The sequence below is a fragment of the Paraburkholderia unamae genome (assembly GCF_003268775.1).
In the GTDB taxonomy this organism is placed as follows: Bacteria; Pseudomonadota; Gammaproteobacteria; order Burkholderiales; family Burkholderiaceae; genus Paraburkholderia; species Paraburkholderia unamae.
The window spans coordinates 1-16,981 of sequence record NZ_QLSU01000023.1 but is presented as its reverse complement, the minus strand read 5'-3'; the positions used below and the strand labels follow the sequence as shown (position 1 = coordinate 16,981).

Genomic DNA, 16,981 nt, shown 5'->3' with positions numbered 1-16,981 from the left:
GACGCGTTACTTCGCAATGGCGGCCTGGACACGGCGCTTCCAGTCGGCTTCACTCATCAGCGATGCGGCGTCCCATTGGCCGCTCGTGTTCGGGCCGTACATCATCTGCACTTCGTTGAGCTGCCACACGACGACCTGCGGACGCGCCTGCTGGAACGCGGGCGATTCGAGGTATTGCAGGAACACAGCCCACGGACCGAAGTTGCCGTACTTCCACGTGAGACCCACGCGCCGGTCGAGCGCATGTGACAGCGCCTGCGGATAGCCCAGATACGGCTGCACGAAGCTGTTGCCCACCACGTGCACGGGCGCGGCGGCGTCGCCGCCGAGCAGATCGCCGGACTGCGGCTGGCTCGCGCGCACGACATAGATTTCCTGGCCGACTTCCTTGCGCTGCGCCGCCGTCATCAGTTCGGCGAAATCGGCGAAGCGGCGTTCCTTGATCCAGTTGCCGGGCGGCGTGCCGGTGCCGGCCTCGCCGCCGAGCTTCCAGTTCTGGCGGATCACGTCGGCGGTCGCCGCGGCGGCCGCTTCGGCGCTCCAGGCGGTCCAGTGCGAGTCCTTCTGGAAGAAGGCCGTCTGGTCGTCGTGCTCGACGCCCTTGAGCACGGGCATCAGGTCCACGGTCTGGATACCGGCGCCATGCAGCCCGGCGACGATGTTCGCGTAGCGCTCGCGCGCGGCGGGCGAGATGGCCGTGCCGGCCGGCAGCTTGTCTTCGTAAAAGCGCGCCTTGAGCGGCGCGACCAGCACCACGAGGCCGATGCCGCGCGCCTGGAGCGCCTCTTTCGCGGCGCTCATGAGCTGCACGGCGTTGTCGATGCCGGGCTTGCCGGCGTCGGTCAGGTTGTCCTGCGCGTAGAACAGCCAGTTGTCCTTGCCGATCAGCACCGCTTGCGCGTGGGCGGCGGTGGCGGCGAGGCAGGTGCAGGCGATCAGCAGGCCGGCGAGTCGTTGTTTGAGTGTCATGGTGCGGGCGGAAAGGGCGTTGCAGTCGTGAGAGGACACATGGCGCGTCAGTGCGCGTGCCAGGGTTCGGTGCGATTGAGCATGCCGACGAGCGCGGGATGCCCGGCCGTGCCGACGAGGAACAGGCTGTAGCGGTCGCCGGCCTTCAGCGCGGGCAACGCCTGCGGCGCGGAGACGTGCGCGCCGCAGGCGCCGTCGAGCGAGGCCGAAACCGGATTGGTCGCGCGCGCCGCGCGTGCGCCGTAGGCGAGCGCGCCGAACACGGCCGGGCCGCCGACCACGCGGATCGCGGCGGTGCACGCGGGCACGAGGTTGTACGCGGACAACTCGGCCTTCAGGCCGTCGGCCGCCGGGCTTTCGTCGACGACGGGCTGCACGCCCGCGCCCGGCTGGCCGACGATCAGCGTGACGAAGCCGCCGCGCGGCAGGGCGCCCGCCACGCCGGCCGGCTTGCCGTCGACCAGGAGCGTGAGCGCGCCGCCGGGGATCGCGCGATAGTCGGTGCCGATGCGGCCTTTCGCGCCGATCGTCTCGGCCTTCGCGCCCGCGCCCAGTTGCACGGCGACCGGCGTGTCCGAAGGATTGACGACGCGCATGTACACCGAGCCGTCCGGCGGCAGCGCGTAGAGGTGCGCCATGTCGTCGGCGGGCGCGGCGTGGGCGACATGGGCAACGAAGGTGACCAGCGGGCCGAGCGTCAGCAGCGCGGCGGCGAGGGAGAAAGCGCGAAGGGGCGAGCGGATGGGCATGGATGGGCTCACGACTCAGTATGAGAAATAAAGACCGGCGAAGATGCCGTCCGAGCGATCGTCGCCCGCCACGCGGACACGGTACTGGACGTTCAGTTCGACGAACGATTGTGGCGCGTGATGACGGTCCTCGCGGAACCACAGACGCATCGCGACGCCCGGCCCGACGCCCGCGGTCGCGTGGCGCGCGAGCAGGCTGTCGTAGCCCGCGTTCAGCGCGAGATAGGGCATCGCAACGAGATTGTTCGCGGCGGCAAAGGCACGGCCGTAGCGCGCTTCGAACGTGCCGAGCGTTTGCGGATGCTCGATGAAGTAGTCGCCTTCGGCGTAGATCTGCCAGTACGGCCAGTTCGGGCGGTCCACGCGCAAGCTGCCGCCTTCGCCGGCGGACCAGGCGCCGCGCAGCAGCCAGTCGGCGCGGCTGTCGCTGCCGATGGGCACGAAGCGCTCGACGGCGAACACGAAGTTCTGGCGTGCGAACGGTTTCCAGCGCGCGCCGAGCACGCCCTGGTTCGTCGGCAGGCCGGTCGAGCCGCCCGTGCCGTCGTAGAGCGCCTGGTTCATGCGCGCGTAGACCTCGAACACGCTGCCGTCGACGTTGCCGATGACGGGCGGCCGCCAATACAGTTCTTCCGACGACTGCAAGGTGCGCCGCGCGGAAAGCGACGGCGAGAACGCCGAGTTCATCACGCCCACCGTGCCGTAGCCGAGCGCGCCGGTGAAGCCCCACGTGCGGTCGAGGTCGGACACGGCCTGGCGCACGTTCTGGCGCGTTTGCGCGGCCAGTTCGATCTGGCCGGCGTCGTTCGCATCGACGGCGTTCGCGAACGCGTTGCGCGCTTCGGTGTTGTACGAGAGACGTTGCGCGGTGTAGGCGACGTCGAGCCATTCGCCCGGTGGCACGTCCGCGCGCTGCGTCACGGGCTCGAAAGCCGCGCGCGCGTCCTTGTGGCGGCCCGCGCGTTCCAGCGCGTTCACGAGCAGAAGGCGATAGGCGAGATTGTCGGGCGCGGCCTGCACGGCTTCGCTGGCCGCGCTCGCCGCCGCGCTGAAGTCGCGGTGCGCGAAGTCCGCGTAAGCGCGCGTGGCGGCGTCGTAGCCTGGCCCCGCGCCCGCGAGGCTCGACCCTGCCGGCAGCAGGTTGCACAACACGTCTTGCGGATCGGAGGTGCAGAACACCACGGGCGCGGTCCTGGCCGGCGAGGCCGAAGCCACGGACGTGGCCACGGCGCCCGGCACGCTGACGCCGCCCGTGCCTGCGTTCGCGCTCACGCTTACGCTCATGCGCAGCGTATCGGCGGCGATGCGCTTGACGGTCGCCATCTGCGCATCGGAGAGCCAGTCCTGCTTGAGCGCCTTGTTCAGGTCGGTGCGCGCCGCGTCGGTCTGGCCGAGCTGCGCGCGCGCGAAGCCGCGCATGGCGAGCGAAAGCGCGTCGTCGCCGTCCTGGGCGAGCGCATCGGTGGCGGCGGTGTCGGCCTGCGTGTACTCGCCTTCGCTCAGGAGCGCGCCGGTCAGCAGATAGCGGTAGCTCTGCACATCGGGCGCCTGGTGGATGGCGTCGCGCGCGAGCGTGGCGGCCTGGGCGTAGTCGCCGGTGCGATAGGCGTCCCATGCCGCCTTGGCGGGCGCCGGCGCGAGCAGCCGGTGCATGCGGTCGCGCAACGCCTGCAACGTCTCATCGTCGGGCGTGAGGCGCAGCGCGGTGTCGGCTTCGCGCGACGCTTCCTCGAAGCGTTGCTGGCGCTCCAGCGAATAAATGAGCAGGCCGCGCAGGCCCGGATTATCCGGTTGCAGGCGCAACGATTCGCGGGCGTGGTCGGCCGCCTCGGCGTAGCGTCCCGCGGCATAGTCCTTGTAGGCTTCGTCGCCGAGCTTCCAGGCCGGCGTTTGCGTTGTCGGAGTGGCCGTGGCGCCCGCGGCATGAGCACCCGCAAGCGAGGCGCGCAGCGTGTTGCGCGCGGCCGTGAGCGCCGGGTCGCGGCGGCCCTGCGCGAGCGCGGTTTGCGCGACGTCCAGCGCGTCGGCGGGGCGGTTCTGGTTTTGCAGCGCGTACACGCGCAGCAGCCACAGCCGCGTGACGTCGGGACGCAGCGCGAGCGCGCGCGCGGCGAGCGCGTCGGCGGCGGCGTAGTCCTTGCGGTTGTAGGCCGTGAAGGCGGCGTCGCCGAGCCGGAACGCTTCGCCTTCCAGTGGCGCTTCGCGGGTCGCCGCGTGCGGTGCCGCAGCGGGTTTGGCCACTGGGTTGGGCTCAGCCTGGGGCACGGCTTCGACGCCATAAGCGCGCGCCGCGCAGCTCACGGCAAGCGCGGCGCAGCACACGGCGCGCTGCGCGCGGCGGGCGGACTGGCCGGACGCCCGCACGGGGAAGAACGGACGCAACTTCATCGCGCGGCTTCCGCCTGGGCGGCCTCGATCGATGGCGCGGCGCCCTGCGCATCCTGCTGGAACGTGATGGCTTCGTGCAGCGTGGCCTCGTCGAGCCAGCCTTGTTCGACGAGAATCTGGCCGAGCGGCTTGCGCTCGTTCGCCTGGGCCTCCAGCGCGAATGCGAGCTTGCTTTCGTCGATGGCCTGCCAGGAGAGCAGCAGCTCGCCCAGGCGCTGGCGCTGCTGCGTGAGCTGATCGGTCGAGGGGAAGTCGTGCATCGTCTTGTCCCACACGAGCCGCTTGCCGGTGAAGACATGCACGAGGAACAGGCGCCAGGCGCGCGCGGCGGCCATCGCGTTGATGAAGTTGCCGATGACCATGCGCGGCACCGCGAGCAGCGCGTGCTCCCAGCCGTACATGCGATGCACGAAGTAGCTGCGCTGGAGCACGCGCAGCGCGAGCGCGAACGCGTTCAGCCCCATGAGCGTGGCGAGCCAGCCATTGGGCGAGAACAGCGACGGATAGTAGAGCGTCCACCAGCCGAGCGCCCCGGCGATCCAGAACGCGATGAAGTTCAGCAGCAGCACATACGCGAAGATGGCAATGAACGACGTGGCGAGGCCCTTGCGGTCGCGAAACAGCAGGTATTTCACCGCGAGCGAGCCTTCCCAGCCCACCTGCGCCCAGCCTTGAAGCCCGATGCCGAGCGTCCAGCGCGCCTTCTGGCGGTAGGCGGTACGGAACGTATTCGGGAAATACTCGCGAATGCCGAGCGGCATCGAGATCGTCGAGATCTTTTCCTTGCCGAGTCCGAACAGCGCCGTGCGTCGCGTCACGTACTCCACGCGGAACTTGCCGAAGATCTGCTTCATGCCGCTGCGCGAGAGGCGCGCGCCGATGTCGTAGTCCTCGGTGAGCGTGTCGGTATTGAACGGCTGGTTCTGCGTTTCGGCGGCGAGCAATTCGAGCGCGCGCCGCGAGAAGCAGGTGCCCACGCCCGCCGAGGGCACCATCTTCGAGAGGCTCTCGCGCACCACGAGATCCTTCGAGTGCCACTCCGCGAACTCGTCCATGTAGGTGCCCGCCACGAGTTCGTACCATTCGCGTTCGAGCGACGTGACCGGCAACTGGATGAAGTCCATGCGCGGCAGCAGATAGTTGTAGTACTTGAGCTCCAGCGGGTGAAGGACGTCCTCGCTGTCGTGCAGGATCACGCCCGCGAACGGCACCGGCTGCTGCGAGTTCTGCCGGAAAATCGCCTGCACGATCCAGTTCAGGCAGTCGGCCTTGCAGGTCGGGCCGTCGTGCGGCACCTCCACGCGCACGAGCTGCCGGTAGCGGCGGCGCATGCGCTCGACTTCGTTGCGCGTGCGCTCGTCGTTGCGGTACGTGCCCACGAAGATCATGTAGTTCTTGTATTCGAGCGTGCCCACCATGCTCTCCAGCATCGGCGCGATCACGTCGTATTCGAGCCACGCGGGTACCATGATCGCGAGCGGCTGCTCAGGCACCGCGCGCAGTTGCGAAGCCTGCAACGGCGTGTGGCGGCGCCAGACGGTGAGCGAGCGCCAGATCTGCCGCACCCAGTACCAGGCGTCGATGAACAGGTCGTCGAGGCTCGACAGCAGGATGACGACGCCCACCACGGCGCTCACCATCTGGAGCGCGTGGTAGTAGTCGGCGATGAGATAAGGCCAGTAGAGCGAGGAGATCATGGCGCGCTGCGGAGTGGCGTAATCCGGCGTTATTCGGCGTTGTTCTGGTTCTTGCGGCGCGCGCGCGTCGCGAGGATGAACAGCGTCAGGAAGACGAACAACGTGATCGCGATGATCGGCACGCCCCACGAGACGTAGCGGCGCCATTCGTAGAACTGCGTTTCGCCGGCGCCCGGCGGCATGCTCGCGTCCGGGTTGCCGCTGTCGATCCAGGCGAGCGGGCCGCTGTCACCGAGGATCGCGAGATTGCCGCGGTTCAGGACGAACGGCTGGACGGCGGCCGGCTGCGCGCCGGCGGCCGGGGTCGCGCCGATGGCGTACCACAGCAAGCCGTCTTCGCCGTGCGCGCTCACGACTTCGGCGCTCGAGAGGTGCGTGAGGCCCGTCACGTCGAGCCAGTCGACCGTCGTGCCGCGAATCTGGAGGCGCCGGCCGTCGCTCACGCGCGCGGAAGGCGACGCGCCGTCGATGGCGACTTCCATCGCCAGGAACGGCTTTGCGGGCTTGACGGGCGCGTCGCCGTTGGCCACGGTGAGCTCGGTCTGCGTCGGCGAGAGGCCGCTGGCGAGCGCGAGCCCGATCACGCGCGAGAGAGCGTCGGGTGCGGCGGCGAGATAGCGGTGCGGCACGATCAGTTGCGGGTGGCCGGCCATGAGCGGCAGCAAGCCGATGAAGGTGCCGTTCGGCGCGGCGTCGCCCGCGCTGATGTAGCTCGATGCGGGCAGCACGTTGACCGGATAGGCCTGCGGCGTCTCGTTGCAGTCGGCCGAATACGGCTGGCGCTGCACCGACAGGCGCAGGTTGTTGTTCACGCCCAGGACGTAGCCCGGCACGCGTGCGCGCAGCTGCTCGGGCTGGCCGTCGGCGCGAAGCTGCTTTGCCGCCAGCAGGACGCCATTCCAGTAGATCGTTGCGACCGGACGCGACGACGAGGGCCCCGGCGCCGCCGCCACGTAAAGCGTGATTTCGGCGGGCATGCGCGAATCGGCGGCGATGGCGGCGAGCGGGAAGCTCACGGTCCAGTCGCCGCGCGCCAGCACGTCGAACGCCTGCGCGGAGCCGCCGAGATTCGCGAGGCTCATGAATTTGCCGTTGTTGCGCTGGTCGGGCCGCGCGATCGGCGCGACGACGCTGTCGGTCGTCAGCACGCGGCGCAGCGTGTCGTCGAAGAGGCCGGCGGCCTGCGCGCCCGCGTCGGGCGACACGGCCAGGACCGTGTGCTCGCCGAGCGTGGCCAGACGGATCTGCTGCGCGGCCAGGGCCGTGTCGGCCAGCGTCGCATGGCTCGCGCGCCAGGCCTTCAGCCCGGCTTGCGCGTCCGGGTCGCTCGCGAGCTGCGCGTTCAGCGCGTCGAGCGCGCCGGCGAGCCGCGCACGCAGCGCGGCGTCGGCCACCACCACGTCGCCGCTCGCGCTCGGGGCGCCCAGCACGATCAGCGCGCCGAGCTCGGCGTCGCTCGCGAGCTTGTGCGTCGCCGTGTTGTCGCGCAGCGCCGCGAAGGCGGGAATGGCGGCGAGCGCGTCGGGCACGGCGAGACCGCGCGTGTCGACGTTCTCGCCCACGGCCGGCAGGGCGCGCACCGAAACACGCTTGCCGCCGCGCTCGAGCGCGACGCCGAGACGCCAGGCGCTGTCGAACGCGGACTGCTCCAGCTGCGCGCCGGAGACGAGCAGCACGGGCGCGCCGGGCAGCGTGCTCCAGGCGTCGTCAAGGCTCGTCACGGCCCGCGTCTCGACGCGGTAGGTGAGGCGCGTTTGCGGCGAGATGACGATCGAGTTGGCCGCCGCGCTCGGATCTTCGCAATGGCGCACGCCGGTATTCGATAGCAGGTTCACGCCGAGTCGCACGAAGCCGGCGCCGTGCACGCGCGGGGCCACCGCGAGCGAGCGTTGCAGCAGGCCGTCGCCGTCGGCAAGCGCTTGCGAGAGCGCAGGCTGGCCGTCCACGGAGAGCACCACCGAAGCGGTGCCGGTTTGGCCCTTGAGGTAGTGGCCATCGAACGCGATCGCGGCGTTGGCGAGCGTCAGGTTCTTCGGCACCGGCAAATAGAAGTCCTGGCTCGCGCCGCCCGTCAGCACGACCGCATCGCTGATGCCGAGATCGGACAGCGCGACGCTGCGCGTGACGCCCGCGTTCGCCGTGAGCTGGCGCAGGCTGTCGCCCGTCGCGCTGGCGTGGCCGAGCGCAGGCAGCAGCAGGCCGGCTGCAAGGGCGAGTGACGTGAGGGTGGTTCGGGAAGTGCGTTGGCGCGAAGCGAAGGGACGTTGGGGCAGCAGCATGACCGGGCTCGTGGGATGTCGGAAGGGCTCGAAGTGGGGCGATTCGGTTGGAATCGGCTCAGATCGGCTCGAAAGGGCGCGCAGGCGCGTTACACACGCGCGATGGCGTCGAACGGGGCGTCGCGTGACGGCGCGTTGGGGCTTGCCGTCCGGTTTGCTTCGACGCCAGGATGGGCGAACTCGTCGAAACTGCGCCCGGTGAGGCTCGCGACGATGCGCGCCGAGGCGTGGCCGTCACCATAGGGATTGAGGCGGCGCGCGAAGTCGCCGTAAGCCTGCGGGTCGCGCAGCAGCTCGCGCACGGCCTCGACGATCGACTCGCGCGCCGTGCCGACGAGGCGCACCGTGCCCGCCGCCACGGCTTCGGGGCGTTCGGTCACATCGCGCATCACGAGCACGGGCTTGCCGAGCGCGGGCGCTTCTTCCTGCACGCCGCCCGAGTCGGTGAGGATGAGCGAGGCGCGCTGCATGAGCCAGACGAAGCCCACGTAATCGAGCGGCTCGATCAAGTGCACGTTGCGCATGCCGCCGAGCGCCGCTTGCACCGGGCCGCGCACGTTCGGGTTGAGGTGGACCGGATAGACGATCTGGATGTCGTCGCCGAGGGCGAGTTCGGCGAGCGCGGCGCAGATGTTCTGGAACCCGGAGCCGAAGCTTTCGCGGCGGTGGCCGGTCACGAGCAGCAGCGGCTTTTTGCCGTCGACGAAGCGCATGCGCGCTTCGAGCGAGGCGCGCAGTGCCGCGTCGGCGTCGAGGCGGGCGGTGGTTTCATGCAGCGCGTCGATCACCGTGTTGCCGGTGACGATCACGCGCCCGGCCAGCGACTCGCGCGCGAGATTCGCCTTCGAGCCGGCCGTGGGCGCGAACATCAGGTCGCTCACCACATCCACGACCCGGCGGTTCATCTCTTCCGGCCAGGGTTGCTGGAGGTTGCCTGTGCGCAGGCCCGCTTCGACATGGCCGACCGGAATGCGGCGGTGGAACGCGGCGAGCGCGGCCATGCAGGCCGTGGTGGTGTCGCCGTGCACGAGCACGCGGTCGGGCTTCGCGCGCTCCAGCACATCGTCGAGCGCGCCGAGCAGGCGCGAGGCCAGGCCGTTGAGCGTCTGGTTCGCGGTCATCAGCGCGAGATCGTACTGGGGGGTGATGCGAAAGAACGCCATCACCTGCTCGAGCATCGAGCCGTGCTGGCCGGTCACGCAAACGATCGATTCGACTTCCCCGTCTGATTCGAGCCGCGTGACGAGCGGCGCCATCTTGATGGCTTCCGGCCGCGTGCCGAAAACCGACATGATTCGTACAGGCATTGTTATGGTCGTCCTTGCACTTATCTTCTGCTGCCTGCTTCGGGCCGTATTCCCCAAAAGGCATGCGAGAACCGCCGTGGCCGGTGTGATGGCAATACCGGGCCGCAGCTTGTTTTATTTGATTTGAAACCCCGATTGTTACGACAAAGGCATGAATATGCGTCGCCCGAACCATAATGATGGCAGGCGATTTTTATCGAGCCGCGCGGGTTTGGTCTTTACCGTTGCGTGCGCACCTGATATCTGATGAAAAACGGCGGGATTGCCGCGCGTCTTATCTCGATTTGAAGCCGATTATATCGGCGGAAAAATCCGTTGAAAATCTTCTATTTGGCCAAATCCGCTGTATTTGACAATAGTTAACCTTTCAGCGCCGAGTAATATGCTCCACTGGATAGCGCTGCTTGATCGGGTTTCGTTGCCGCGGCGATTTTGAGTCTGGAAAAGACGGATTTGATTAAAAGTAGCATCTTGAATACTTTTTTATCTCGTCGATGGATGCGCCAGTCAACGATAAAGCGCAGGAGTCTCAGGAACATGCGGACACACGCCCGAATTGAGCGATTTGCCGGATTTTCAACGGATAAAATTGCGCCACCCCAGTTCCTGGTCGCCATCATCGGCTCCGGGAATGAATCGCGCCGCCATGGCCGAAACGGTTCGGGCCGGATGGCGTAGAATCGGCCTTCGAACCGACCCGGCCCCCCTTCAGCCCGCCCGTTGCGGGTGCAGCCAACCCTAGCGGATTTCATTTCGTATCATGCCAACCTCAGATGTTGTTGAGAAATTAGTGGAAGAATGGCGCGTGATTGCCGCCCGTTATTCCGGAACCATTCACGACCACGTTCTACACCTGGTTCGGGATCGAAAGTCGGAACTGGCATCCTCGTTTTATTCGCGCATGATGGCCGATTCGGCCGCGGAATTTTTTCTGTCAAACGAGCTGGTGCATTCGAGGCTGCACGACGCAATGCAGGGCTGGCTGGTCGACGTATTTTCGGCCGCGGTGAGCGGCGAATATCAGGCCGCGGTGCGCAGGCAGCAGGAGATTGGTGAAATCCACGCAAGGATCGGCATTCCCGCCTATCTGGTAATGCGGGGCTCGCGCCGCCTGGACGTGGATATCTTCGAGCGGCTGGCTGATATCTCATTAACCGATCGCATTGCGTGCTCCGAATACGTTTCGGAGGTCATCGGCTTTGCGATCGAGATCATGTGTCATTCGTACGCCATTTCGCACGAAAGAAATGCGAGATCCGCCGAGTCGTATCGGCTGTTTGCCGCCGCTCAGGATATTGGCGCCGAAAAGGACAGGCAGCGTGCGGCGTTACTCGATTGGGAAAATGAATTGATGTACGCGATCGCTTCAGGCGAAAAGCGCAATCGTTTGCCCGCGCTGTCGAAGTCGGACTTCGGCTTGTGGCTGACCCACAAGGGTGTTCACGTATTCGAAGGCTCGAATGAGGTCTACGCCATCGTTGCGCAGTTGAGCGCGGTCGACGAGGTCGTGCTGAGGATTTCCCATGAGGACGATGCGGCGAGGCGCATCGAGCTGTTGCGCGAAATCCGGGACCAGACCCGAACCATCGACTTTCTTCTCAACGCGCTGTTCGAGGCCGCCGATCACATCGAATCGGGACGCGACGCGCTTACGCGGTTGCTGAGCCGGCGTTATTTGCAGGTGGTCATGAGCCGCGAGATCGACTTCGCCCGCAAGAACGCCACCCCGCTTTGCGCGCTCACCATCGACGCCGACTCCTTCAAGGAGATCAACGACACGTTTGGGCATGACGCCGGCGACGCAGCGCTGCAACAACTGGCCTTGAGCTTCAGTCAATGTGTTCGTGCCAGCGACTATGTCTTCCGGCTCGGCGGCGAGGAATTTCTTGTCGTGCTGGTGGACACGGATCTCGCTCATGCGATTGAGATCGCGGAAAATCTGCGCCGTCGCGTGGCCTCCCATCCTGTCGCCACGGCGCACGGGCAATCGTTTCAGGTCACCGTCAGCATTGGCGTTGCCGCGCACGATGGTCATCCGGATTACCTGAAGCTGCTCAAATCGTCGGACGATGCGCTTTTTCGCGCGAAGGAGAGTGGGAGAAACCGGGTCCTCGTTTCGGCAACCTGATAGCCGCGCCGAGTGCCCAGGCCGCGTTTCGCGCCACCGCCCATGCGCTGCAATGCGCAACAATGTGCCTCAATGCGCCTCGTGAATCGCGGGTCCGCCCGATGCGGCCGCATAGCCGTCGTTGAGCGTCTTCAGGAACGCCACCAGATCCTGGATATCGGCTTCGTTCAAAGGCGGTTTTTCACCGGCCTTGTGATTGAGGAAGGGCGGATCGAGCCGGTCGACGTTGTCGCGATACTTCGGCGGAAGATCGTCGTATTGCACGAGCTTGCCGTTTTTCGTCGGGTACCACTTGCGCGGATCGGTGTCGCGCTCGGCGTAGAAGCGCAGCGCGTCGTCGAGCGTATGGAAGCGCCCGTTGTGGAAGAACACGGAGCGCGTGGCGACGTTGCGCAGCGTCGCGTCCTTGAACAGGCCGCAAAAGTCGGTCTCGTCCGCGAGGTCTCGCCGGTAGGGTCCGCACAATCCCATGTCGTAATACCTCGGGTTGCGATTCGCCGGAATCTCCGGGTTGCGCGGCACGCCTAGCGCCGCGTACTGGAAGTCCGAAAACTGCGCCGGCCGCCCGCCCGGCCCCGGCTGGTCGAAGTGGCACTTCGCGCAGTTGCCCTTGAGCGGATTATTGAAGAGCTGGTAGCCGCGCAGTTCCTGCACCGTAAACGTCGCGTTGCCCGACATCACGGAGTCGAACTTGCTCGTGTACGGGTGGAAGCTGGCGTCCTCGGTTTCGAAGGCTTGCAGCGCCATGCCGACGCTGTCGAATGCCTTGTTCACGTCCGCGAAGACCTGCGCGCCGTACACCTGCCGGAACGTGTCCGCGTAGCCGCTGTGCGCCAGTTTCTCGATCACGACGGCGCGGCTCGTGTTGGCCATCTCGTTCGGGTCGAGCATGGGGTGGCCCGCCTGCTCGTGCAGCGAGGCGATCGAGCCGTCGCGCATGAAGCCGCCCGCCGGACCTTCGTCCTCGGTGTCTTCGGAGCCGGGGAAGTAGTAGTGGCGCGTGAACGCCGGTGTGTAGGTCAGATAGCGCAGCGAGGGCACGGCGCGCGTGCCGGGGCGCTTCAGGTCCGGGCCGCCGAGCTGCACCGCGAGTCCGTTGGGCGGGCCATACGCGTGCTCGGGACTATGACACGACGCGCAGGCCATCTTGCCCGAGGCGGAGAGCGAGGCGTCGAAGAATATCTGCTTGCCGAGCGCGGCCTGAGGGCTCAGTTGCGCGGGCACGGCCGGATAGCGGACCCAGCGTCGCGTGGGTAGTTGCATGCTCAACGATGCGGGCGCGGCGGCGTGCGGCGCGTCGGCCAGGCTGGGCGCGGCCATGCCGGCGCCGGCGGCGAGACCGGCAACGAGCAGCGCCGCGATCCAGGCGCGGGGTGGAAAACCGTTTCGAATCATCGGGAAGGGGCGGCTTGCGGCGGAAAGAAAAACGGCGAAGCGCAAGGCTTCGCCCGGTTGACGGCGGCGGGCGAACGCCACGCGGCTACGCGCATCACGGTTGGCAATGCGCGAAGCCGCACGGCGGCGCGGCGCACGCGATCAGAACGCGAACATCGACATGAGGTCGCCGATGGCCGGCGTGCCGTTCACGGGCACGTAGGAGGCGGACTGCATCGACGGGTTCGGCAGCCGGTCGCGGCTGCGCGACGACAACGACGTGAGACGCCAGTTGCGCTCGATGAACTTCAGGATCGACGCGTGATCGCTGTACGTGTGATCGACCGCGCCCTTGCGCGCATACGGCGAGATCACCAGCATCGGAATGCGCGGGCCGTCGCCGAAGAAGTCGAGCGGCTGGATCGGGCCGGTATCGAAGTGGCCGCCGCCCTCGTCGGTCGTCACGAGAATCGCGGTGTTCGACCATTGCTTCGAGGCGCTCACGGCCGTAATCACCTGGCTTAGCCACTGCTCATAAGCCGCCGGCGACGAAAAGCCCGGGTGGCCGCTGAACGTGTTGGGCGGCACGACGAACGAGACGGCCGGCAGGTTGCCCGACTGCACCGCGGTCATGAAGGCCGTGAGGTCCTGGAGATTGTTCTTGAGCGACGAGGTCATCACCTTCTGCGAGCCCACCAGCGGGTCGCCGATGTTGTTGTACTCGGCTTGCTGAAGCAGGCCCGCAAGGCTCGACGCGAGCGCCGTGCTGCCCGTGAGGCTGCTCGAAAGCGAGCTGGCCTGCGACTGCACGTCGGCCGTGTCGCGCGCGGTCGTGAACCAGCCCCACGCCAGGCCCTTCGCCGAGAGCGCTTCGGCGATGGTCGGCACCGTTTGCGGCGGATAGTTGTAGTTGTTCGCGCCGATAGGCTGCGTGTTGCCGCTCAGGTCGTAGCCGGGGTTGTAGTTGTTGACGAGGTAGTACTTGCCTGCGTCGCAGTTGCTCGCCACGTGCTTCGACGAGAGGAAGCCGAGAATCGCGCCCACGCCCGGCTGCGTGCTGTCCGAACAGTTCACCCAGGAGCCGCCCTGATAGCCGTCCTGCGTGTAGAAGTTCGTCGTGCCCGAGAGCGGCTCCGGGTTTTCGATCTGGTTGGCGGGCGGCGTGGCGATCGCGCCGCTGCTGTTGAACCACGGCAGGTCGCCCGTCGCGATCGAGAAGAAGTTCATGCCCGTGCCGCCCATCACCGCCTGGTGATAGTTGTCGCTCAGCGCATATTGCTGCGCGAGCGACTTGAGGTAAGGCGCATCCCCCGCCGACATGTTCATGAAGCCCATCAGCTCGCCGCCCTGGCCCGGGTTCGTCGGGCTGACCTGCGGGCCGCCCGGCACATTCTCGACCGTGTCGCCGCCCTGGCCCGCTGTGGAGGCCACCCATGTGTAGAGGTCGAGCTTCGAGTTGTCGCCGCCCGTTTGCTGCCACATCTGGAAGAAGCGGTGTACGGGGTCGCCCGTCGTCGCGACGAGGCCGAGCGACGAGTAAAGCGTGCTCAGCATCGTGTAGTTCGCGTTGGTCGCCGAGGTGCCGACGAGCGTCGTGCTCGGCTGGCTATAGTTCACGAGCGAGGCGCTTGCCGTCGACTTCGTGATCTGGAACGGGCCGTTGGGCAGCGTGACCGGGAAGTCCTGGTCGGCGGCGCCGTACAGGTACGAACTGGGCGCCACGGTGGGCGTCTTGCCTTGCGCGACCGTGCCGATATAAGCCGGCAGATTGTTCAGCGTGAGCATGCCGGTGTTTTCCGGCGAGGGCAGCGATTTGTAGGCGCTGCTGCGGGCCGGGGTCAGCGTATAGGCGCTCGGCGCCGTGGCCTGGTTCTGCGCGGCGAGAGCGAAGTTGGGACCGGGCGAGCCGTCCGCGTTGATGATGCCTTCGGAGAGCAGGTTCTTCACCGTCTGCCCCGAGGGCGGCGCGTAGGCGCCGAACAGACCGTCGAAGGTCTGGTTCTCGCCGACGATCACGATCAGATGCTGGATCGGCGTGGTTGTCGGGCCCTGGCTCAGCGCCAGCGCGGCCGCCACCGGGCCGCTCGACAGCGGCGCCGGCATGGCGCCCGTGAGCGGCAGTTGCAGCGACTGGTAGGTGGCCGAATTCTGCGCGGGCGCGCCGTTGTTATTGCCCACGCCGACGGTGGCGCTGTGCACGGTGAAGCGCGTGACGTCGAACAGGCTGTCGAGCGCATTCGACGAATTCGCCTGATAGGTGGCCGAGCCGATCGGGTCCGCGACCAGCGCGGCGGGCACCTGCATCGCCGTGAAAAGCGGCTGCAACACGGTGTCGACGGCGCTGACCGCCTGCGCGATGCCCGTCGCGCTCACGTTGGCCGAGGCGATCTGCGAACCGCTCGGCGCGCTCGTGAGCGCCGCGCCGAGCGCGCGCTGCGTGATGAGCGAGGTGAGCGGATTGAGGTTGACGTTCAGCGCTTGCGTGCCGCCTTGCGCCGCAGGATCGATGACGGAGGAGAGCACCGTGGGCGTGCCGTCGGTGTCGGTGACCGGCACGGTCAGCACGAACGGCGCACGGCCCGAGACGGCGACGGAGAACTGGCCGCTCGAATCGGTGACGGCGGACTGCGTGACGGCGCCGCTGCGGTCGGTGACCGTCACCGGCACGCCGACCACCGGCGCGCCTTGTCCCGCCACGCCCGATATTTGCAGATGCGAAGTGTCGTCGTTGCTGCTGCCGCATGCGGCGAGACTTGCCGCGAGGCCCGTAAAAGCCAACCTGCTCGCGAGCGTCAAGGCGCGCTTGTTCATGTCAGGTCCCTGTATTTCTCGTTGAATGTAGGTGTGGTGCGCCGATGCTTGTGGTTGCGTGCGCAAACGGTCGCGCCGCCATGATGTCGGATCGATGTGACACGTTTATGCGGGGCGCTACGAGAAAAAACAGAGCAATGCTTCTACGGGGGCGTGGATCGTTACAGCCTTTCAAAGCTTACAGGTGTGGGTCGCGGCATGGAATGAGGAGGCCGTGTTTTGGGGGGGGCGGCTGTGATCGAAGGGAGGGAATTTGATAAGGATGCCGATTTAATTGTCTTTCGTCGGCGCGGCAAGCGCGGGATCATGCGTGAGGAGGTTTGCCACGAGCGCCGAGCGTAGTCGCGTGTTGCACTCCGGCGCAGCCCATCGCGAGCAGCGCGCTCGGGACCGGTTGCAGGCGGTCTGGCTGGCGGCGGTTACGGGCGGTCTGCGCCGCCGCATCCTTGCACGTAAGCGTATCGGGACGAGGAACGCCCTGGTGTAACGCGCCGAGCGCACATGTGCCGCCGCGCTCGACCGATTGACGCAACGCTGCGCGCAGAGTGCCGGCACCGGGGTAAGTGTTGAGCATGGTGGGGACACCCGGGGAGCCGTTGAAAACGAAAAAGCCCGCTCGTGGCTGGCTCTGGATTTTCGGGGGCGCGAGTCGACTATCCGGATTAATCGCCTTATGAGTCAGATTTTGTCGAATGTCAAAATATTCGGGGATTATCTGGGCGGCATGATTCTAACCTTTTTATGGGACTACTCCGATTGAATTCTCAGGGGGATGGCTCAAAGATCAAGCGCGATTCAGGGCGAGCTTCTGTGTTTGCTCGACTCACTGTAGTCGATTAACCCGCGCCACTGGCATTTCAAAGGACCACGATATGGCAGAGTTTGACCCGTTTCGCCAGGAGGGCACGACTGGCCGTCAGGCATATTTCCTGGATATTCCCGGCACCGAGGCCGCCGCGGCGCTCTCGGTCGTGTCGTTCAAGGCTACCGAAAAGATGGGCGAACCCAGCGTCGTCCATATCGAACTGACGCACCCGCAGCAGCTATTGCGCGCCGACTTCCTGAGTCGCGACGCGGTGTTCAGCATCAAGGCCGATGACGGGACCGTAAGGCGCTTTTCGGGCTTTATCGAGCGCTTCTCAACGGTTCAAACCACGAAGGATTTCACAAGGTACGAGGTTGTCCTCAAGTCGCATTTCGGACGGCTCGAAGCCGTCATGAACACCGGCAACTACCAGCACCAGAGCACGCCGGACATACTTGCGGCGATCCTGCGCCG

General features: G+C 66.6%; 11 protein-coding genes. 2 read left to right on the top strand and 9 right to left on the bottom strand.

Annotated features, from left to right (window positions below):
• Positions 1-6 precede the first annotated feature (6 nt).
• The 7 genes from C7401_RS30325 to C7401_RS44570 form a co-directional block, all read right to left on the bottom strand.
• Positions 7-969, bottom strand: coding sequence for an alginate O-acetyltransferase AlgX-related protein (locus C7401_RS30325; protein ID WP_112175090.1), 963 nt, complete (start codon positions 967-969; stop codon positions 7-9).
• Positions 970-1,016: 47 nt separating this feature from the next.
• Positions 1,017-1,718, bottom strand: coding sequence for an alginate O-acetyltransferase AlgF (locus C7401_RS30320; RefSeq protein ID WP_112175089.1), 702 nt, complete (start codon positions 1,716-1,718; stop codon positions 1,017-1,019).
• Positions 1,719-1,733: 15 nt separating this feature from the next.
• The gene (locus C7401_RS30315) at positions 1,734-4,106 is read right to left on the bottom strand and encodes a bacteriophage N4 adsorption protein A (RefSeq protein ID WP_112175088.1); all 2,373 of its coding nucleotides are present in this window, start codon (positions 4,104-4,106) and stop codon (positions 1,734-1,736) included.
• Positions 4,103-5,803 (bottom strand): glycosyl transferase family protein, encoded by a 1,701-nt coding sequence (locus C7401_RS30310; protein ID WP_112175087.1) that lies wholly within the window; start codon positions 5,801-5,803, stop codon positions 4,103-4,105. Before C7401_RS30310 ends, C7401_RS30315 begins: the two co-directional genes overlap by 4 nt.
• A 29-nt stretch (positions 5,804-5,832) precedes the next feature.
• A complete protein-coding gene (locus tag C7401_RS30305; RefSeq protein ID WP_258397282.1) occupies positions 5,833-8,082 on the bottom strand; it encodes a cellulose biosynthesis cyclic di-GMP-binding regulatory protein BcsB in 2,250 nt (749 codons plus the stop codon).
• Between the two features lie 89 nt (positions 8,083-8,171).
• On the bottom strand, positions 8,172-9,389 hold the full coding sequence (gene wecB, locus C7401_RS30300; RefSeq protein WP_112175086.1) for a non-hydrolyzing UDP-N-acetylglucosamine 2-epimerase: 1,218 nt from the start codon (positions 9,387-9,389) through the stop codon (positions 8,172-8,174).
• A gap of 359 nt (positions 9,390-9,748) precedes the next feature.
• The gene (locus C7401_RS44570) at positions 9,749-10,141 is read right to left on the bottom strand and encodes a hypothetical protein (RefSeq protein WP_220092868.1); all 393 of its coding nucleotides are present in this window, start codon (positions 10,139-10,141) and stop codon (positions 9,749-9,751) included.
• Between the two features lie 8 nt (positions 10,142-10,149).
• On the opposite strand from C7401_RS44570, the gene C7401_RS30295 reads away from it, so the two are divergent.
• Positions 10,150-11,517 (top strand): diguanylate cyclase, encoded by a 1,368-nt coding sequence (locus C7401_RS30295; RefSeq protein WP_112175085.1) that lies wholly within the window; start codon positions 10,150-10,152, stop codon positions 11,515-11,517.
• Positions 11,518-11,586: 69 nt separating this feature from the next.
• Here the strand turns inward: C7401_RS30295 and C7401_RS30290 are convergent, their stop codons facing one another.
• Both C7401_RS30290 and C7401_RS30285 read right to left on the bottom strand, forming a co-directional pair.
• On the bottom strand, positions 11,587-12,837 hold the full coding sequence (locus C7401_RS30290; RefSeq protein WP_373864469.1) for a cytochrome-c peroxidase: 1,251 nt from the start codon (positions 12,835-12,837) through the stop codon (positions 11,587-11,589).
• 216 nt (positions 12,838-13,053) lie between these two features.
• Complete coding sequence (locus C7401_RS30285) at positions 13,054-15,702, bottom strand: alkaline phosphatase family protein (protein ID WP_112175084.1); 2,649 nt, start codon at positions 15,700-15,702, stop codon at positions 13,054-13,056.
• Between the two features lie 872 nt (positions 15,703-16,574).
• On the opposite strand from C7401_RS30285, the gene C7401_RS30280 reads away from it, so the two are divergent.
• A partial coding sequence (locus C7401_RS30280; protein ID WP_258397280.1) for a contractile injection system protein, VgrG/Pvc8 family occupies positions 16,575-16,981 on the top strand: 407 nt, incomplete at its 3' end.